This window comes from Pseudoalteromonas sp. PA2MD11 (genome assembly GCF_017808125.1).
GTDB classification, from domain to species: domain Bacteria; phylum Pseudomonadota; class Gammaproteobacteria; order Enterobacterales; family Alteromonadaceae; genus Pseudoalteromonas; species Pseudoalteromonas simplex.
In genome coordinates, this window is the sequence record NZ_JADKNF010000013.1 from 66,567 (window position 1) to 85,111 (window position 18,545).

At 41.6% G+C, this 18,545-nt stretch carries 18 protein-coding genes and 1 pseudogene; 15 read left to right on the forward strand and 4 right to left on the reverse strand.

The window, feature by feature from the left end; translation table 11 throughout:
- Positions 1-16: 16 nt before the first annotated feature.
- Entirely contained in the window at positions 17-2,212 is a 2,196-nt protein-coding gene (locus ISP07_RS14470) for a M4 family metallopeptidase (RefSeq protein WP_209328018.1), read from the reverse strand.
- 386 nt (positions 2,213-2,598) lie between these two features.
- Between ISP07_RS14470 and ISP07_RS14475 the strand changes: the two are divergent.
- Positions 2,599-2,835 (forward strand): annotated as a pseudogene (locus ISP07_RS14475) (mechanosensitive ion channel family protein); the annotation flags it as partial.
- 225 nt (positions 2,836-3,060) lie between these two features.
- A complete protein-coding gene (locus ISP07_RS14480) occupies positions 3,061-4,344 on the forward strand; it encodes a cation:proton antiporter (RefSeq protein WP_054552023.1) in 1,284 nt (427 codons plus the stop codon).
- A gap of 27 nt (positions 4,345-4,371) precedes the next feature.
- Here the strand turns inward: ISP07_RS14480 and ISP07_RS14485 are convergent, their stop codons facing one another.
- Together ISP07_RS14485 and ISP07_RS14490 are read right to left on the reverse strand one after the other, a co-directional pair.
- Positions 4,372-5,337, reverse strand: coding sequence for a sensor domain-containing diguanylate cyclase (locus ISP07_RS14485; RefSeq protein ID WP_209328019.1), 966 nt, complete (start codon positions 5,335-5,337; stop codon positions 4,372-4,374).
- Between the two features lie 90 nt (positions 5,338-5,427).
- Positions 5,428-5,661, reverse strand: a complete 234-nt coding sequence (locus ISP07_RS14490) for a hypothetical protein (RefSeq protein ID WP_054552021.1) — start codon at positions 5,659-5,661, stop codon at positions 5,428-5,430.
- Between the two features lie 344 nt (positions 5,662-6,005).
- Between ISP07_RS14490 and hisG the strand changes: the two genes are divergently transcribed.
- The 13 genes from hisG (at position 6,006) to ISP07_RS14555 (ending at position 16,739) form a co-directional block, all read left to right on the forward strand.
- Complete coding sequence (gene hisG, locus ISP07_RS14495) at positions 6,006-6,905, forward strand: ATP phosphoribosyltransferase (protein WP_054552020.1); 900 nt, start codon at positions 6,006-6,008, stop codon at positions 6,903-6,905.
- A gap of 6 nt (positions 6,906-6,911) precedes the next feature.
- Positions 6,912-8,213, forward strand: coding sequence for a histidinol dehydrogenase (gene hisD / locus ISP07_RS14500; protein ID WP_209328020.1), 1,302 nt, complete (start codon positions 6,912-6,914; stop codon positions 8,211-8,213).
- Complete coding sequence (gene hisC, locus ISP07_RS14505) at positions 8,203-9,300, forward strand: histidinol-phosphate transaminase (RefSeq protein WP_228290628.1); 1,098 nt, start codon at positions 8,203-8,205, stop codon at positions 9,298-9,300. Before hisD ends, hisC begins: the two co-directional genes overlap by 11 nt.
- Positions 9,297-10,358 carry a bifunctional histidinol-phosphatase/imidazoleglycerol-phosphate dehydratase HisB gene (hisB, locus tag ISP07_RS14510; protein ID WP_209328021.1) on the forward strand — a complete coding sequence of 354 codons (1,062 nt, stop codon included), beginning with the start codon at positions 9,297-9,299 and terminating at the stop codon, positions 10,356-10,358. The genes hisC and hisB overlap by 4 nt, the downstream gene beginning before the upstream one ends.
- On the forward strand, positions 10,355-10,945 hold the full coding sequence (gene hisH / locus ISP07_RS14515) for an imidazole glycerol phosphate synthase subunit HisH (protein ID WP_063707478.1): 591 nt from the start codon (positions 10,355-10,357) through the stop codon (positions 10,943-10,945). The genes hisB and hisH overlap by 4 nt, the downstream gene beginning before the upstream one ends.
- A gap of 27 nt (positions 10,946-10,972) precedes the next feature.
- Positions 10,973-11,707, forward strand: coding sequence for a 1-(5-phosphoribosyl)-5-[(5-phosphoribosylamino)methylideneamino] imidazole-4-carboxamide isomerase (locus ISP07_RS14520; protein ID WP_063707479.1), 735 nt, complete (start codon positions 10,973-10,975; stop codon positions 11,705-11,707).
- Entirely contained in the window at positions 11,689-12,468 is a 780-nt protein-coding gene (hisF, locus tag ISP07_RS14525) for an imidazole glycerol phosphate synthase subunit HisF (RefSeq protein WP_054563887.1), read from the forward strand. The genes ISP07_RS14520 and hisF overlap by 19 nt, the downstream gene beginning before the upstream one ends.
- On the forward strand, positions 12,459-13,073 hold the full coding sequence (hisIE, locus tag ISP07_RS14530; protein ID WP_054552013.1) for a bifunctional phosphoribosyl-AMP cyclohydrolase/phosphoribosyl-ATP diphosphatase HisIE: 615 nt from the start codon (positions 12,459-12,461) through the stop codon (positions 13,071-13,073). The genes hisF and hisIE overlap by 10 nt, the downstream gene beginning before the upstream one ends.
- A gap of 311 nt (positions 13,074-13,384) precedes the next feature.
- Positions 13,385-13,972 (forward strand): hypothetical protein, encoded by a 588-nt coding sequence (locus ISP07_RS14535; protein WP_209328022.1) that lies wholly within the window; start codon positions 13,385-13,387, stop codon positions 13,970-13,972.
- 279 nt (positions 13,973-14,251) lie between these two features.
- Positions 14,252-14,989 carry a hypothetical protein gene (locus ISP07_RS14540; protein ID WP_209328023.1) on the forward strand — a complete coding sequence of 246 codons (738 nt, stop codon included), beginning with the start codon at positions 14,252-14,254 and terminating at the stop codon, positions 14,987-14,989.
- 151 nt (positions 14,990-15,140) lie between these two features.
- Complete coding sequence (locus ISP07_RS14545; RefSeq protein ID WP_054552010.1) at positions 15,141-15,653, forward strand: hypothetical protein; 513 nt, start codon at positions 15,141-15,143, stop codon at positions 15,651-15,653.
- A gap of 41 nt (positions 15,654-15,694) precedes the next feature.
- A complete protein-coding gene (locus tag ISP07_RS14550) occupies positions 15,695-15,880 on the forward strand; it encodes a DUF1289 domain-containing protein (protein ID WP_054552009.1) in 186 nt (61 codons plus the stop codon).
- Positions 15,881-15,944: 64 nt separating this feature from the next.
- On the forward strand, positions 15,945-16,739 hold the full coding sequence (locus ISP07_RS14555) for a glycosyltransferase family 25 protein (protein ID WP_209328024.1): 795 nt from the start codon (positions 15,945-15,947) through the stop codon (positions 16,737-16,739).
- A gap of 4 nt (positions 16,740-16,743) precedes the next feature.
- Here ISP07_RS14555 and ISP07_RS14560 read toward each other — a convergent pair whose 3' ends face one another.
- Complete coding sequence (locus tag ISP07_RS14560; RefSeq protein ID WP_166340831.1) at positions 16,744-18,525, reverse strand: M61 family metallopeptidase; 1,782 nt, start codon at positions 18,523-18,525, stop codon at positions 16,744-16,746.
- Between the last annotated feature and the right edge of the window lie 20 nt (positions 18,526-18,545).

Genomic DNA, 18,545 nt, shown 5'->3' on the forward strand with positions numbered 1-18,545 from the left:
CTCCCTAAAAGGGTGGCTAGTTAGCCGAAATGGTGAGTGTTACACCACTTGCAGCGCGATAGCCGCGAAGGTCGATATACCAAGTACCCGCTTGTGGGTTTGTAAATGTGCAGGTTTCACTATTGCCATTTTTATAAGGACGGCAATCATAGCTAGATGTTGTCGATTGCGAGCCAAAGTTCACATACAAGTCAGCATCACCAGAGCCACCAGAAATAGTCACATCAAGAGATGAATAACCAGCATCTAGGTCTTGCGTGAAACGAGTCCAGCTATTTGTGCCAACACTTAAGTTAGACTCAGTGCGGTTAATTGGTGTTACACCACCACCGCTGCCCGAATCAAAGCTACCTGTAAGTGATACACCAGAAATTTGATTCCACGCTTCAACCATTACGTAGTAAGTACCTGCTTGTACGTTACTAATAGCGCAGCTTTCTGTACTGCTAGATGAAGTGCTTTTACAATCAAAGTTGCTCAGTGTTGGTTTTGCGCCGTACATAACGTAAAGGTCTGCATCACCACTTCCACCAGTTGTATTGAATTGCAAGTTCGTAGCGTCTGCTGGCACTTCAAGAGTAAAGAACATTTGATCTTTAGCAGCACCACTGATCCCTGTACGTGGCACACCATTGGTTAGTTCTTCATCACCGCCTGGAGGTGGCTCAGTTGTTCCACAGCTACTACCCGCACTCAAGCTCGAAGTCACACCAACCGCAGCAAGTGCCGCTTGAACATCTGCTGGGTCATAGCTTAAATCACACGCCGCATCCATCACGCCGTTACCTGCTAAATCCCAGTTTGTGCTGGCAGTCCAGTAAAGTTGGTTAGCGCGCGCCATCACAACAAACGCCTTTTGCGTATCCCAACCTGGTGTGGTTGCAAGGTTATAAAATGCCTTGTTGAATACACCTGAGCTGTAATGTACATCCATACCAGAGTAATAATTGTTTTGATGGTCAATCGAGCTGCCATCTTGGGTAGGGTTATTCATGTAACGTAATGCACCGTTACCTTTAAAGATTTCCTGACCCACTAACCAGTCATTTGAGCCTTTCATGTAAAACTCAGCTGCTTCACCTGCCATATCAGAGAAAGCTTCGTTCAAACCACCTGATTTACCAGAATAAATAAGCCCTGAATTTTGTTCGGTAAAACCATGGCTCACTTCATGGGCCGATACATCAAGGCTAACCAGTGGATAAAACGTATTTTGACCATCACCAAAAGTCATAGCACTACCATCCCAAAACGCATTTTCGTAGTTATTACCATAATGAACACGCATTTTTAGCTGGAAGGTTAAAGGCGCGGTACCTAACCAGTCGCTATACATATTGAAAATAACGTTACCAAAATAATGTGCATCATTTAATGGCGAGTACGCACCGTTTATTTCTTTAAAGGTATTTTCTGGGCATGTAAACGAATACGCTGACGAACCACTTGTACCACCATTTAAATTAATGGTTCTTACGTTAGCGTTATTCATCGTACAAGTGCTGCCTGACTGAGTAACATCTAGGCTATCAAAATCAGTACCGTAAATGTATTTACCGGTTTTTAAGTTACCGCCTGGGCCCGTTGCACTGGCATGTTGTAAGTTATCGAAGCTAAATAAAACTTCACCGCTGTTTGCATCAATAATTTGATACGGACGAGATGGGTTATCGCCATACGTCACATAAGATACTTCATACACTAGGTGTGCAACGCTGTCTTCATCTAGCCAAATAGCTAAGCGGGATTTTTCATTATGCTTTTTTAACCCAACTGATTTAATTGCAGCGGGTGAGTTAGCAAGACCCTTCGCCATTGCTTTTTTCTTGTTAAGTGCCGGAGACACTGAGTCGATGTCGGCGGCAATGTCATACACCGCTGCACCATGTGCGCGCTTTAACTGGCCATTACCATCAAATGTAAGGCTAACCGTATCGCCGATGACAGGTAGACCTTGATACATCTGCTGATAACGGCGCGTGGTGTTGCCGTTACTGGTTTTGATTTCTTTTAATACAACTAAATCATTCCCTGCACCTAAACCAACTAACTGATTTGGATTTGCACTCAATACAGATGATGCATTGGTTTGCAAAGCTTGGTTAATCCCTGTTTGTTCGTTTAGGTATTTCTTGTTCGCAGCTACTGCACTTGTTGCTTGAGTCAAAGCAAAAGCAGCAAGAGTTGCTAGTGTGATTTTAGATAAATTCACGTTTACGCTCCGTTAGATTGTTATGTATTTAATATTTTCCTAGTAACCGGACTGCACTGTTCCCGATTAGTGACCAGCCTAGATTGATTGGAACGAAATTGAAAATGAAACAAAAAATTTACAAATAAAGTATTAACTCTAAACTAAAACCCTATAATTAACAGTAGGATAAGAAAATTAAAGTTTATTAATTGTTAACAAATAAAGTGAAAGTGTAAAATTATTGATACAAAATAATAACGTTTGGTATACATTTGTACCTTTTATTTGTATTTAATATTGCTCATTTCATTATTTGTGGTTCAAAGCTAAAGGCTTAAATATCCACAAAAAGCCTGGGTACATAATTTGCAGCAATACTAAGTACCTAGAATTTAAGGACTAAGCATGAATGGGGCATCGACGATTACGAGACCTTTGTGGTCTTTCATACTTTTGACCAATCAAGCATCAATTTTACGGTGATGTTAAGAGCAAAAGAGTACTTTAACCGCTTTTGGGTAAAATCTGCGTTTATCAAAGCATTACATCAACGTTACGCAAAAGAAGGAATTGTGATCCCTTACCCAATCAGAGCTATAAATACCAGCCAAGAATCAGCCCACTTTAAACAGGCTGATTGACCTAACTGAAGTTATCATAATTGCACATTCATCAGGTTTTTTTTGTCTCTTTTGAGACATTATTAACAGCGATTATACATATGCAATCAGCATCTTGAATTTTTACTCTAAAATGTCATAAAAATCGCATAAACACTGTGACATACCTATTTTAGAGGCGTACTATATGCGGCCAGAAAGTGACTGCTTTCTGCGTCTTGTTATACAAATATTTAAGGTCAAACAATGAATGCTTGGTACCTCATTTGTTTTCTTTCAGCATTAGCTATTTTTATTGCTTTTGCTAACCAATTCATCCTCAAAATGCAAACTACAATTGCTATAACAACAGGTTCTGTTGTTATTTCTCTACTTCTTATACTTGCCGTTAAAATGCTTGGTGATACCACCGCCCTCGAAATGACTCAAGTTGTCTCCAGTATCAACTTTAATCAGTTGCTATTAAAAGGGATGCTCGGCTTTTTGCTGTTCGCGGGTGCGCTAGAAATCAACTTAGCAGCCCTTCGAAAGCAACGGTGGGAAATTACCGCATTAGTGTTATTTTCAACCATAACCTCAACGGTCATTGTTGGTTACTTGAGCTATTATTTGTTTGCTTTTGTTGGCTGGCCCGTGCCGTTTATTTACTGTTTATTGTTTGGTGCTTTAATCAGCCCAACCGACCCGATTGCAGTGTTAGCCATTATTAAACAAATGCGAGCCCCAGAAGGTATTTCTGTGCAAGTTGAAGGTGAGTCTTTGTTTAATGATGGTATTGGTTTGGTGATTTTCACAACGATATTTTCAGTGGCCTTTTATGGCACCGAAGCCACCTTTACTGACGTTGCAGAATTGTTTTTAGTTGATGCAATTGGCGGTATCGTGTTTGGTCTGGTGATTGCGTTAGTCGGGCATTTTTTAATTATTAATAGCCGCGATGTGAACATTCGTTTGCTACTAACCCTGACCATTCCAACAGCCGGCTTTGCAGCAGCAAATATTTGGGAAATCTCAGGTGCCCTTGCTATGGTCACCAGTGGTATCTTACTTGGCAATATTACTCGTTCAAAAGCAACAGAGCGTACCGGGCCTGAAGATACTCGCTACGTGAAAGACTTTTGGCATGCCACAGATAGCTTTTTAAATGCCTTGCTGTTTTTGATCATCGGAATGCTAATTGTCACCATGCCTATTACTCTTGAAGAAATTGGCTTAGGTTTACTCATGGTGCCTGTGGTGTTGCTGGCTCGTTTTTTAAGTGTAGGCACGCCATTTGTATTTTTTAAAAAGTATCGCCAGTACGATAAGCACTCAGTGAAAATACTCACTTGGGGTGGCTTACGGGGTGGTTTAGCGCTTGCAATGGCAGCTGCCATCCCACGCGATCAAGTAATGATCGCAGGCTCTGATTTACATGACTTGATTGTTATTGTCACTTATGTGGTGGTGATCTTTTCGATTATCGTACAAGGTTTGACAATATCGCCGTTGATCCAAAGCAGTATTCAATCAGCAGAAGCGAAAAATTAAGCACTGATTTTTACTTTAAAGGCTCGATTATCGAGCCTTTTTTTGTGCTTTATCGGCATACATTCGTGCGTCTGCAACAGCAAGTAATTTAGTCAGCGAGCAAGGCTGCTGATCTGAAAAATCGGCAATGCCATAGGAAAAGCTAAGTTCAACCTGGTTATTAAAACTATTAGGTAAGTGACTGAATGACAAAAATAAACGCTGCATTATAGCCTCGCAATCACTGGTATTTAAATCTGTAAACAAAATTACAAACTCATCACCGCTCAACCGCGCATATAAATCCGCTTTGCGACAGCAGCTTTCCAGCAACCTTGCAAAATCTTTTAGCAACCGATCGCCTGCAGCATGACCGAACTGGTCGTTAATTGCTTTAAAGTTATCTAAATCTATAAATACCAATTTTGCTTTTAAATGCTGGCGAATGCATAAATCAAGGTAATGTTCAGCTGTGCTAATAAAACCCCGACGATTGGGTAATAAGGTAAGCTCGTCTGTGGTTGCTAATTGCATAACCGCAAACTCACGCTCGACAATTGCTGCAAAGTCTTTTAAAACTTTAGTATCTTTATTGTTAAAACTGCGAGGTTGGTGATCAATAAGGCACAAAGTGCCAATTCTATTTCCTGATTTAAGTGTGATTGGGCAACCTGCATAAAAACGAATATTTGGGTCACCCATTACCAGCGGGTTATCTGCAAAACGTTTATCGTTTAAGGCATTTTCAACCACTAAGGGGTCTTTATATAAAATTGCATGGGCGCAAAAAGAAATGTCTCTTGCAGTCTCTGTCACATCTAACCCCACACATGACTTAAACCACTGTCGATGCTCGTCAATTAAGCTAATAACACAAATGGGTACAGAGAAAAATTGTTGGGCAAGGCGAGTGATTCGGTCAAAGGCAGGCTCACTTTGAGAGTCTAAAACATTCAACGAACGAAGCTCTTCAAGCCTAGCTTGCTCGTTTAACGGCACTGCTGGTCGTTCCATTAGATTGCCTTTTGATCAAAATCACATGTATTTCTTAACCCTAGCAGAAAAAAATGGTCTATTGCATACAAACAATTTCTTAAATTTCTGCTATGCCCATGTATCTAGGTGTTTATTACCCTCTTCATCTTCTTCTATGGCATTTTTACCGCTTTTATCATCTTTTTTAGCAGCTTTTTTTCGTCGCTCTATTTCTCGTTTTTGGCGTTTTTCAAGTTCAATTCGCTGCACGTTCGCATCTTTTACGCCCGCAATGTGAAATGCGCCTTTACTTTCTAACTGTAGCCGTGTAATTCGACCTAAAAAGGGGATCATGATATCCATTTGTACCTCCTATCTATCCATTTATTATCGGCGGTTATAGCATATACTTTAATTTCGCAAAAAAATGCTTGCCAAAGATTAGCAAAGCATGTTTATCTATATACGTAACTTATTTAAACAGATTAACGCACTGGTTTACATAAACGAGTGCAATACAGGAAAAATTATGCGCTTCAATCTGACAACTATCCATCATCACCATCATTCACCGGAATAGCCTGTCAGGTTTTTCGCTGAGAGGTTATTCCTAAAAGGAACCTCTGGCGAGCAATCAACCAAATTATTTATTTTCGCCCTGAGGTTCCCTCGGGTTTTTTAGTTTTTGAATTAAAGGAAAATGAATAATGAGCAATACCAACCGTTTACGAATCGCCATCCAAAAAGGCGGCCGCTTATCAAAAGACTGCCAAGAGTTGCTAAAGCAACTTGGTGTGAAATTAAATCTTCGTGAACAACGTTTAATCGCACACTCCACCAATATGCCAATTGATGTACTGCGTGTACGCGATGACGATATTCCGGGCCTAGTAATGGACGGTGTGTGTGATCTGGGTATCGTTGGTGAAAACGTACTTGTTGAAGTACAAGCCGAACGCGAACGCCAAGGTGTGGAATTCGAAGTAAACAAACTTTCTAAGCTTGATTTTGGTTACTGTCGCCTTGCACTTGCATGGCCGCAAGAACTTGGTCCACAAGATAAAAGCTGGTTCGAAGGTAAACGCATTGCCACTACCTACCCAGAAATCTTAAGCCAATACCTAAAACGCGAAGGTATTAACGCAAGCACAGTTATGTTAACGGGCTCTGTTGAAGTTGCGCCGCGTGCTGGTTTAGCTGATGCAATTTGTGACTTAGTATCTACAGGTGCAACGTTAGAAGCAAACGGCTTAATGCAAGGCGATACCATCTTAGAATCAAACGCATGTTTAATTCAAAACAAGAATCTAACTGATCAAAGCAAACTTGATTTAATCAATACGCTAATGCCGCGTTTACGTGGTGTACGCCAAGCAAAAGAAAGTAAATACATCATGCTACACGCACCAAAAGCAAAGCTTGATGAAGTATGCGACTTACTACCTGGCACAGGTCAACCAACTTTACTATCGCTTGCTGGTAGCGACGATTATGTTGCGCTACATATGGTTAGCAGCGAAACCCTTTTCTGGGAAACAATGGAACAGTTAAAAGCACTAGGCGCTAACTCAATTCTTGTTATGCCAATTGAAAAAATGATGGAGTAATTATCCATGTTTCGCTGGAATGAGGAAAATCAACAAGCACAGCAGGCGGTACTTACCCGCCCTGCTGTTACCGCAAGTAAAGAGGTTGAAGCAATTTGCATCGACATCTTAAATGCAGTTAAAGCACAAGGTGACGCAGCGTTATTAAAGATGGCAAAAGAGTTTGATAAGCGCGAAACACCTCGCTTATTAGTGCCAGTTGAAGAAATAAACCAAGCTGAGCAGTTATTATCAAACGAGTTAAAAGCCGCCATCGAAACGGCCTACGCCAATGTAAAACGCTTTCACCAAGCACAATTACCTAAAGATATTAAGTTAACAACGCAACCTGGCGTATTGTGTGAACTTAAATATCAAGCCATTGAAGCGGTAGGTATTTACGTGCCAGGTGGTAGTGCGCCACTGCCATCGTCAGTAATTATGCAAGGGGTGCTTGCACAGTTGAGTGGTGCACAAACCGTTGTGCTTACTACACCTGTGAAAGCCGATGAAACTATCAACCCTGCCATTTTATATGCGGCAAAACTATGTGGTATTAAAACCATTGTAGAAAGTGGCGGCGCGGGTGCGATTGCAGCGATGGCTTACGGTACAGAATCAGTGCCTAAAGTGAACAAGATTTTTGGCCCGGGAAATAGCTTTGTCACCATGGCAAAACAACTTGTTGCGCAAACTATTCCGGGTATGGCGATTGATATGCCAGCGGGCCCTTCTGAAGTGTTAGTGATTGCTGATGAGCGTGCAAATCCAGAGTTTATTGCGGCAGATTTATTATCGCAAGCGGAGCACGGTGCAGATTCACAGGTTATTTTACTGTGTAACAGCGAACGCATTATTGAAAAAACACAGCAAGCATTAACAGAGCAGCTAGCAAAATTAAGTCGTAAAGACACTGCCGAGCAAGCCCTTGCTAACTCAAGCTTGATATTAGTCGACTCGGTTGATCAAGCATTTGCAGTGTCTGCGCAATATGGTCCTGAGCACCTTATTCTACAGCTTGCTGATGCGCAGCCTTATTTAAGCTTAGTGAAAAATGCCGGTTCAGTATTTGTGGGTGATTACACTCCGGAGTCTGCCGGAGACTATGCATCGGGTACGAACCACGTACTACCAACGTATGGTTACAGTGCGACCTATTCGAGCTTAAACTTACTGGACTTCTTTAGAACTTACACAGTGCAAACCATCAGTAAAAATGGCTTACGTGAATTATCTAAAGCAATTTTACCTTTAGCTGCAGCAGAGGGGCTTGATGCTCACGCTAATGCTGTTTCAATTCGTCTTGAGGCTATGAATAATGAGCGATAATTCAAAAATAACAACGCTGTTGCCAGACAACATTGCAGCGCTAACAGCCTATAGTTCAGCGAAAAGTGAAAAGCTGACAGGCACAACGTGGTTAAATGCCAATGAAAGCCCGTATTCACGTACGCCAAATATCAATTTAACGGATTTAAATCGCTACCCTGATCCGCAGCCTCAGCAAGTGATCACTCGTTACGCTTGCTATGCTAATTTGGAGCCAGAGCAAGTACTGATGACTCGTGGCGCTGACGAAGGTATTGAGCTATTAGTACGCACTTTTTGTAGCCCTGCTAAAGATAGCATCGCACTCTTTTTGCCAACTTACGGTATGTACAAAGTCACTGCTGATACCCACAACATTGCGATTTACGGTTTAACTCAAGGGCTGTTATTAAAAGGCACGGTTGATGAGATTGTCACTGCGGTTGCTGATTCAAAGCTGGTATTTATTTGTAATCCAAATAACCCTACCGGCAGCATGACAAGCCTAGACAAAATCAGAAAAATCACCCAGCAACTTGCGGGTAAAGCGATTGTCGTGGTGGATGAAGCTTATATAGAATTTTGCCCTGAACAAACAGCGGCAAGCCTGATCAACGAGTTTAGTAACCTTGTGGTACTAAGGACCTTATCAAAAGCATTTGCACTTGCGGGTTTAAGAACAGGCTTTACGCTAGCCAACAGCGAGCTACTTGCGCCTATTCGTAAAGTGATTGCGCCTTACCCTGTATCAACGGTGGTGGCGAGCATTGCCGCAGATGCATTAAGCAGCGACAACATCGCTTCAATGCGCCGTCAGGTGACAATTCTAAATAGCTTAAAAAGCAAACTAAAAAGTTGGCTTGAGCAATCACCTGCTGTTATCAAAGTACTGAGCGGTGAAGGTAACTTCGTCACCTTAAAACTAAAAGACAAACAATCATTTAATATCGCACTTGAGCAAGGACTCGTGATGCGTGCCTTCACCTTGTATGGCGAAAATGATTGGTTACGAATTTCTATCGGTAACGAGCAAGAACTAGAACAAGTAAAAATTTGGTTAGATGGCTTATCACTGACCAGTAAAACAGTAGAACAGGAATTATCATGAGCAACCCGTATTTATTTATTGACCGCGATGGCACGATTATCGAAGAGCCAATCACCGACAAACAGGTTGATAGCCTAGAAAAATTAGTGTTCTTGCCGAATGTGATCCCTGCTCTATTACAACTTCAAGCGGCAGGTTACCGCCTTGTGATGGTTTCAAACCAAGATGGTTTAGGCACTGATAGCTTCCCGACCGCTGATTTTGATATTGCTCAAGACAAGATGATGGATATCTTAAATAGTCAAGGGATTAAATTTGATGACGTTCTGATCTGCCCGCACTTTGATGAGCAAAATTGTGACTGCCGTAAACCAAAAACAGGTTTACTTACTGAGCTGATGCGCTCAGGTAAAGTCGATTTAGCACGCTCATTTGTGATTGGCGACCGCCAAACTGATATTGGACTTGCTAATAACTTATGCTGCGAAGGCATTTTGTATGATGGCAGTTGGGATGCCATTGTCACTAAGCTGACAACCGCGAACCGTGAAGGCCGTGTCACTCGCAATACCAAAGAAACGCAAATCGATGTGCAAGTTAATTTAGACCAAACAAAAAATGGCGAAATTAGCACTGGCCTTGGCTTTTTCGACCACATGCTTGACCAAATTCGTACACACGCCAATATCGGACTTAATATTCAAGCCACTGGCGACTTACACATTGATGAGCATCACCTAGTTGAAGATATCGGCATTGCACTTGGCCTTGCCATTAAACAAGCGCTAGGTACAAAAACGCAAATTGGTCGCTATGGTTTTGCACTCCCTATGGATGAATGCAAAGCAGAAGCGCAAATTGACTTATCAGGCCGCGCCTCGTTTGTATTAAATGCCGATTTTAGCCGTGAAAAAGTGGGCGACTTAGACGTGCAAATGGTTGAACACTTCTTTAAAAGCTTAAGTGATAATGCCGCCATGAGCCTTATTTTGTCGGTTAGCGATGGTAACTGTCATCACCAAGTTGAAGGCCTTTTTAAAGCGTTTGCAAGAGCACTTCGCGCTGCGATTGCAAAAGATGCCTCGCAACAAACTGCCAGCTCTAAGGGGTGTTTATGATTGCCATAATTAATACCGGTTGTGCCAACATTAACTCAGTTCGTTTTGCCTTTGAGCGCTTAGGGAAAACGCCTGAGGTGATCACCTCACCTGAGCAACTAAAAGGCTTTGAACGTGCTATTTTACCAGGCGTAGGCCATGCCTCTGTTGCCATGAAACGCTTAAAAGACGGTGGTTGGCAGCAAGCAATTGATGAATATCAGCGTCCGTTGATGGGCATTTGTTTAGGCATGCAATTACTTTGCGACAGCACTGAAGAAGGCAACGTTGATTGCCTTGGCAAAATTCCAGGTGTTGTTAAGCACTTAGAAGTGGGCACATTAACCTCACCACACATGGGGTGGAATGACCTAAGCGTGTTAAAAGAGCATGCTCTTACCAAAGGGTTATCAGCGCAAGATCAAGTGTACTTTGTGCATAGCTTTGCTCACACAGTGAACGATGCCACCCTAGTTAGCGGTGAATATGGGCAAGCTTTTTCAGCAATTGTTGCTAAAGATAACTACGCAGGCATGCAGTTCCACCCAGAGCGAAGCGCCAAAGTAGGCACGCGACTTTTACAAAACTTTTTAGATTGGCAGCTGTAAGCGCAGCAAAAAATAAGAGAAATAAACGTGATTATTCCAGCACTCGATGTATTACAAAACCAAATTGTGCGCTTATACCAAGGTAAGTATGATACCGCACAATTTTACCCTTACGAACTTGGCGCCCGCCTACAAGAGTACGCAAACAGCGGCGCAGGTAAATTGCACCTGGTTGATTTAGAAGGCGCGCGCGATCCAAATAAAAAACAGTGGCAGCATATTCAAGCTGCAACCAAAGCGCTTAATGTTCCTTATCAAGTGGGCGGTGGTATTCGCTCAGAGCAAGATGTTGCTGACTGGCTTGAAGCCGGTGCTAACCAAGTCGTGATCGGCTCAATGGCCGTTGAAAAGCGCGAACAAGTAAAGGCGTGGATTGAAAAATTTGGCAGCTCTCACTTTGTTATCGCACTAGATGTTAATAAAACTGACAACGGCTGGGCACCCGCAACACATGGTTGGTTAAGTGAATCTGAGTTTGGTTTGTTCGAACTTGTTGATTTTTACGTGGCACTTGGCGTGGTTGATTTTCTGTGTACTGACATCAGTAAAGACGGCACCATGACCGGCCCTTCGTTTGCACTTTATGAAGATTTAACCAACCACAACAGCGAGATTAAAGTTCAAGCATCAGGCGGTGTAAGCTCACTTGATGATATTGCAAAGCTGAAAAAACTGGGCGTTGGCGGTGTTATCTTAGGTAAATCATTACTCGATGGTGCCTTTAATGTTGAGGAGGCGCTAGCATGTTATCAAAACGCATAATCCCTTGTTTAGATGTAAAAGACGGCCAAGTCGTTAAAGGTGTTAAATTTAAAGGTCATGAAGTGGTTGGTGATATTTTAACGCTTGCCAAAGCTTACAGCGATGCCGGTGCGGATGAACTGGTGTTTTATGAAATCAGTGCCAGCGTCGAAAAACGCCTACTTGATGTTAATTGGGTAGAGAATATTGCACGCCACATTGATATTCCATTTTGTGTAGCAGGCGGCATTAAATCTGTTGCTGATGCAGCACGTGTTTTAGAACGTGGTGCAGATAAAATCAGTATTAACAGCCCTGCAATTGCTCGCCCTGAGCTTATCAAAGAATTACACGATGAGTTTGGTAAACAATGCGTGGTTGTGGGTATTGATAGCTTTTATGATGAAACCACTGGCGAATATTTAGTGTACCAACTGACTGGCGACCCAAATGCATCAAGCCGTACTCGCTATAAAACCGAAGAATGGGTTAAGCGCGTGCAAGACCTAGGTGCTGGTGAAATCGTGCTCAATTGCATGAACCAAGACGGCGTGCGTAAAGGCTACGACAATGTTCAGTTATCAAAAATGCGTGCACTGTGTGATATTCCACTAATTGCATCGGGCGGCGCAGGTACAATGCAGGACTTTGTTGATGTATTTCAACAAAGCCAAGTTGATGGCGCGCTCGCTGCCAGCGTATTCCACAAGAACGTCATTGATATTGGCGAACTAAAACAATTTTTAACTGATAATAATGTAGCGGCAAGACTATGCAATTAACCAAAGACACTCTTTCTCAAGTCGACTTTGCCAAAAGCGAATTGATCCCAGCTATCGTGCAAGACGCACGCTCTGGGGTAATTTTAATGCAAGGCTTTATGAATCAAGATGCATTAGCTGCCACTTTCGACAAGCAAAAAGTAACCTTTTACTCGCGTTCTAAAGAGCGTTTATGGACCAAAGGCGAAACATCAGAAAACTACCTTGAAGTCGTCTCTGTACACACCGACTGCGATTACGACTCACTATTAGTACTGGCAAACCCGCTTGGGCCAACATGCCACCTTGGTACACAAAGCTGCTTCGGCGATGATGCTAAACCTAGCTTATCGTTTTTAGCTGAGCTTGAACAAGTGATTGTCTCGCGTAAAGACGATGATCCAAGTAAAAGCTACACAGCGTCTTTGTTTGCAAAAGACTTAAGCCGTAGTTGCCAAAAAGTGGGTGAGGAAGGCGTTGAAGTTGCCCTTGCAGCCATGAAACATGATAACGATGAATTAACCAATGAATCGGCTGACTTACTGTATCACTTAACCGTGTTATTACAGCGCCAAGGCCTATCATTGGCTGATGTGGTGAGCTGTTTACAAGGTCGCCATAAGTAATTGAAGTTCAGTTAGATGCACCTTTTTAGGTGCATCTTTTTTAGTGTTTCTTAAATCCACTCTTATCTACCCTGTGCTTTAAAACATCACGGGTAAAGTCATGTTCACTAAAGCCTTTAAGTCCTGCAAGGTCACCTCCTCACATAAAGTGTGATTTTAGAATCCATTGCAATAACAGTAAAAACGTGAATTGATGGTCAACTTGAAATAAATGCAATAAATTCAACAATATATATAATTTCAGTATTTGATTAGTAAGTCTAATTATGGTCTAATTCAATTGAAAAGGACAAAGAAGAAGGATTCTTATCATGAATAAAATTTCATTATCAATTGCTACCCTTTTAGCGATAGCATCAACATCAGCATTTTCACAAACAATTACTTTTACTGGCTCTGCGCATTGTAGTGAAGATACTGTGAAAAAAACTTCAGCTTTAAACGAGCTAATTGCTACAAATGGCGATTTATCAGCACTAAAAGAAGTCTCTTTAGAAAATGTTGGCGCAACCGCTAACGGATACTTTATTTTCAACCCAACATTTTCAAGAACTTCACGTTACTTCAATTGTGCAGTTCCATTGAACGATAACATTGGTCAATACCAACTAACAGTTCACGGTACTACTCAAGGTTTAAATAACTCTTTTGGTGGTTGCTCAATTTCACAGATTAAAAAAGTAAATGATGGCAACAGTGAAGTATGGCTTAAATATGGGACTGGACAGGGTTTTGATTGGATTAGCATATCTGATCTAAATAACTCATCTAAACAAAGTGTTAATTTCACAACAAGTTTAGATAATAATTATCAAGACAATTCTATTCTTTCATTGACATGTAGAACAACTTGGCAGCAAGGAACTGTTTCAGTTGGTCAAATAGAAATAAATTATTAAACTAAAAATTTGTCCTTTTTAGTAGGGCTTGATGATTCAAGCTCTACTTAATCGTGTATATCAGAATGTTAGTCTTATTAAATGTTCTATTTCGTACATAGAAAATACAGGTACATTTATTAATCCCACTTATCGCAGTACTTTGTAATTATTAGCCTTAACCTTAGAATTCATAAGTTCAGCCTATTATTTTTATAAAAAATTTTTAAACCCTTTAAACCTTTTTTATCAGCACCTGCGACTAAGCTAATAACACAACAGATATGAAAGGGAAGAACCATGTTAAGTACAGTAAAAACACTCTCACTCATTGCCGCAAGCTTATTATCAGCACAAACATTTGCTTGGGGTGATATGCCTCTACAAGCAACGAAAAACCTAACGCTAGATGCAGCCTCATTAAGCGCTTTAAAAGTAGAAGCAGGCTCTGGTTTTTTACACATTACCGGTAGTGACAGTGATCAAGTAACCGTTAAAGCCGAGATTTATCAAGAAAAGCCTCATGATGAATACTGCTTAGACCTTAAAGCTAAAGGCAATAACGCAGCACTTAGTGCAGGCCAGTGCGATTACCACACCAATAAGCAAACTCGCATTGATTTAACCGTTGCGATCCCTCGCTCATTTAATGTAAATGTACATGATGGCTCTGGTGAAATTATCATTAGCAAAGTTGAGAATACTGTGATCAACGATGGTTCAGGTTCAATTAACGCAAATGACATTACAGGCACATTAGAAATCAATGATGGTTCGGGTAGCATAGAGGCACGTAATATCAGCCGTGATATTAAAATTCATGACGGCTCAGGTAATATTGATGTTGCCAACGCACAAGGCAATATCGAAGTACACGATGGTTCTGGTGGTATCGACTTAAATGATATTTCGGGTGATGTTGTCGTTTCAGATGGCTCAGGCAGCATTCGCGTTGATACTGCAGCAAACTTTGAGTTACTAAGTGATGGTTCTGGCTCAGTAAAAGTGACCAACATTGCTGGTAAAACTAAAATGTAAGCCTGCGCTTTTACCATATACGCAACTAAAATGCCCTCCTTTACGAGGGCATTTTGCTTTGTAATCACCAATCTTTATTAGCATTTTTACAAGGGCTTAGGTATCCTTTAGGAAACGTTTAAGGAACTGCTATTTAAAAGGATAGCCTGATATGAAAAAGCCACTCGCCGCCTTACTAACTGGCCTTGTTTTAACAGGTTGTACAGGACTTACAACTGAACAACAAACAGCCATTGATAACTTAACCCCTTGCGAGAAAATCAATGCCCTATTAGGTGCTTACGACAACCGCTTTGAAGGCTTAAAACGTAGCCGTGTAAATACAAAATACATGGAAACATGGACAGCGAAATACAACCTTATTGCCGATAACTGTCAAATCACGGCGCTTGATAAAGACAATGTTACCTACCGCTGTGTAGGCAACTACGAGCAACAGCAACAAGCTGTTGCCGATCACACCCGTGCGGTTAATTTTACCCAAGCTTGTTTAGCAAGTAATAACTGGCATCAAACACAAAAAGAGTCTGCAGAATCGCTACGCACCACGTTTGTACTTGACGAAAACAACCCTGTTATCTCAATTCATTCGGGTAAAACCCTATCGCGTAAACAGCCTTGGTCTACTACCCTTGAAATTGGTAAGCCAATTGAAGGCAAGTAATACACTTAGGAAGGCTAATAGAGATTAGCCTTCACATCACTATGACACATTCAAAAATACCAACCAGCCAATACAAAACAGATTGCATCGGTCAATGTCATCGCCTAAATGGTTATTGCACTGGCTGTGGTCGCAGTAATGATGAGATTTTTGATTGGATCATTTTATCCGAGCAAGAAAAGCAAGCGATTTTAAACACTCCTCGCCCTGACATAAAAGCGAAATAGTTCTGACACCCAAGCGTCATTAAAGCTTGTTAGCCTGATTCAAACTGACCATCTGGTAACGATAATGACCGCTATTTTTGTAATCAACTTAGCAAGTTCTACTGAACGATTGAACCGTGTAAGCCATGAACTCAACGCACAAAATTTAGCATTTGAACGCCTTGATGCAATTGATGGTAGAAAGCTGTCCGATACAGCAATTGCCCAGCATTACAGTGCTGATTTAAACCTGAAAAAATACCACAAGCCATTGAGTAAAGGTGAAATTGGATGTTACCTGAGTCACAGAAAAGCATGGCAAACCATTGTCGATAGGCAATTAGATTACGCCATTATTTTAGAAGATGACTTTGTTCTCGACCGCTCTATTCACAGTGCAATTGAAAACATTAGTACATTAAAACAGCCTTGGCAGCTAATAAAATTGGCCGCTTATAAAGACCGAAGTCGGGAAATTGCCTTTACAAAACACCTTGCTGATGAGCAACACTTAGTCATTCATAAAAAGCTTATGTCTGGCTGCTGTGCAACTGCTGTTAGTTTTGAAGGTGCAAAAGCGCTGTTAAAAGCCACAGCCACATTTGGCCGCCCCGTTGACTGCGATTTACAGCATGTGTGGGAAACAGGTGTTTATGGGTATTCTTTGCTGCCTTACCCGGTATCACAACCCGATAATTCACAAAGCGATATTAGGGATAGATCAGTCAAAGTTAAAAAGTCGTTTTGGCGACGTAAAAAACAGCAGCTACAAAGTGCACTACTAAACGCAAAATACACTAATCAGTTTGTAAAAGCGCAGCAAGTACCAAGCAAAAAGAAAGGAACCGCAGCCCCTCTCTTACCAATCAAAAACCATTAACGATTTATTTAGCCTGATTTGGGTGGTCAACACCCATCCATGCTTTAAACAATGCCATTTGAGCTGGTGTTGCATCTTTTAATGCTTTGACCTTTTTCTCTTTATCAAAGTCTTCGCTAAGTGTTAGCGTTGTGCTTTGCAGTGCATCGCGTCGAATGAAATCAACAGTCACTGTGTCGCCTGCTTTGAACGTTTCGAGGCTGGCTGTTAAATCTTTACCCACATGCTTTTTGTTAAACGCGACGATTTTATCATCCGTTGTTAAGCCCGCTTGCCATGCAGCACCACCACGGCGAACATGCGTTAGGGTTAATAACTCACCGCTGTTTTTAGCAAACGAATCAATACTCGGTACTGATTTTGCGCCTTCTGGGCGAATTAAACCTAAGCCTACTTTTGCAAGTAGCTCATCAAAGTCGATAGCAGCTGGCTCGTCCACATTCGATTGCCACCAAGCACTGTAATCACGACCAGTTAGCTCTTTTAAAATCGCTTTAACATCATCTGGCGTAAAACCATCTGGTAAACGGTGCTTGTTATAAAGCGCACGGTGTACATCGCGGTAACTAATTTTGCCATCGCTTTTTTCTAGCAAATCAATATCGAGTGCCATTGAAATCAACGCACCTTCTAAATAGATATTAGTGCTGTAGTTGCGAGCGTGGTCGCCGCCTTGATTAATCCACTTATCAAAACTGGTTTCAGTTGCGCTTTGTACTTCACGACCCGGTGTTTGTAGGTGGCGATTAACGGTTTTTGTTAACGTACCGAAGAACTCATCGGTTGTTTCAATACCAGCGCGCACCATTAAGTGATCTTCAAAGTAGCTGGTTGAGCCCTCTGCAATCCATAATGTTTTCGCGTAGTTAATATTGGTGTAGTCGTACGGTGCGATACCTTTAGGGCGGTATGCTTTTACGTTCCAAGTATGAATAAATTCGTGTGCTGCGGTGCTGATAAACGCAAGGTAATCTTTACGAGAACCAAAACGGTCACGTGGGCGTTGGATAATTGTTGAGTTTAAATGCTCTGTTGCACCGCCTGCTCCTGACGTAGCATGCACCATAAATACATAACGCTCATACGGGTAGCTATCCCAAATTACATTACCGGTTGTCACTAGCTTTTTAAGGTCAGTTAGCATTTGATCTACGTCGTAGTTGCCTTCACCCCAAATAACTAACTCATATTCACGGCCATCAACGGTGAACTTGTGTAGCTCGTTGATACCCGTTTCGATTGGTGAATCAACTAAAATATCGTAATCAGCGGCTTTAAAACTGTGTTTAGAGCCCGCATTTTCCATACCCGATACTGAACGCCATGCTTTTGGTACATCTAGTTCAACTTTAACTGGATCTTGACGGAATGATTCACTGAACATGAAAAAGCCTGATGCATCAATGAAGGCATGGCTGTCATCAATATGACGAGCACGTTTACCTAGCTCGTTAGCGTACACTTGGTAATCTACATTGACTTGAGTAGGTTCGTTTAGGTGAACACGCCACGTGCTGTGGTCAATTTTTTCCCACTCTAATGCCTTACCATCATCATCTTTTGCTTCGAAAAAGCGCACGCCATTGGCAAGATTTAAAATTTCGTAACGACCAGTACGCCAAGCAGGAAGTTTAATATCTAAATGTGCTTGTGCAGTTTGCGGAAACTCAACACTTACATTACCTAGGTGGTGTTCAGGCTGAGTAATAGACAGTGAGTAGTTTACATCTGCAAACGCACTGCTAGAACAGGCCGCCAAAATAGACATGGCCAAAAACTTTTTCATAACAACTCTTTTTATTACTA

Bases quoted from the DNA above. Each gene is read 5' to 3' on its own strand.
- ISP07_RS14480 (WP_054552023.1), top strand. From the start codon at position 3,061: ATGAATGCTTGGTACCTCATTTGTTTTCTTTCAGCATTAGCTATTTTT.
- ISP07_RS14485 (WP_209328019.1), bottom strand. From the start codon at position 5,337: ATGGAACGACCAGCAGTGCCGTTAAACGAGCAAGCTAGGCTTGAAGAG.
- ISP07_RS14490 (WP_054552021.1), bottom strand. From the start codon at position 5,661: ATGGATATCATGATCCCCTTTTTAGGTCGAATTACACGGCTACAGTTA.
- hisG (WP_054552020.1), top strand. From the start codon at position 6,006: ATGAGCAATACCAACCGTTTACGAATCGCCATCCAAAAAGGCGGCCGC.
- hisD (WP_209328020.1), top strand. From the start codon at position 6,912: ATGTTTCGCTGGAATGAGGAAAATCAACAAGCACAGCAGGCGGTACTT.
- hisC (WP_228290628.1), top strand. From the start codon at position 8,203: ATGAGCGATAATTCAAAAATAACAACGCTGTTGCCAGACAACATTGCA.
- hisB (WP_209328021.1), top strand. From the start codon at position 9,297: ATGAGCAACCCGTATTTATTTATTGACCGCGATGGCACGATTATCGAA.
- hisH (WP_063707478.1), top strand. From the start codon at position 10,355: ATGATTGCCATAATTAATACCGGTTGTGCCAACATTAACTCAGTTCGT.
- hisF (WP_054563887.1), top strand. From the start codon at position 11,689: ATGTTATCAAAACGCATAATCCCTTGTTTAGATGTAAAAGACGGCCAA.
- hisIE (WP_054552013.1), top strand. From the start codon at position 12,459: ATGCAATTAACCAAAGACACTCTTTCTCAAGTCGACTTTGCCAAAAGC.
- ISP07_RS14535 (WP_209328022.1), top strand. From the start codon at position 13,385: ATGAATAAAATTTCATTATCAATTGCTACCCTTTTAGCGATAGCATCA.
- ISP07_RS14540 (WP_209328023.1), top strand. From the start codon at position 14,252: ATGTTAAGTACAGTAAAAACACTCTCACTCATTGCCGCAAGCTTATTA.
- ISP07_RS14545 (WP_054552010.1), top strand. From the start codon at position 15,141: ATGAAAAAGCCACTCGCCGCCTTACTAACTGGCCTTGTTTTAACAGGT.
- ISP07_RS14550 (WP_054552009.1), top strand. From the start codon at position 15,695: ATGACACATTCAAAAATACCAACCAGCCAATACAAAACAGATTGCATC.
- ISP07_RS14555 (WP_209328024.1), top strand. From the start codon at position 15,945: ATGACCGCTATTTTTGTAATCAACTTAGCAAGTTCTACTGAACGATTG.
- ISP07_RS14560 (WP_166340831.1), bottom strand. From the start codon at position 18,525: ATGAAAAAGTTTTTGGCCATGTCTATTTTGGCGGCCTGTTCTAGCAGT.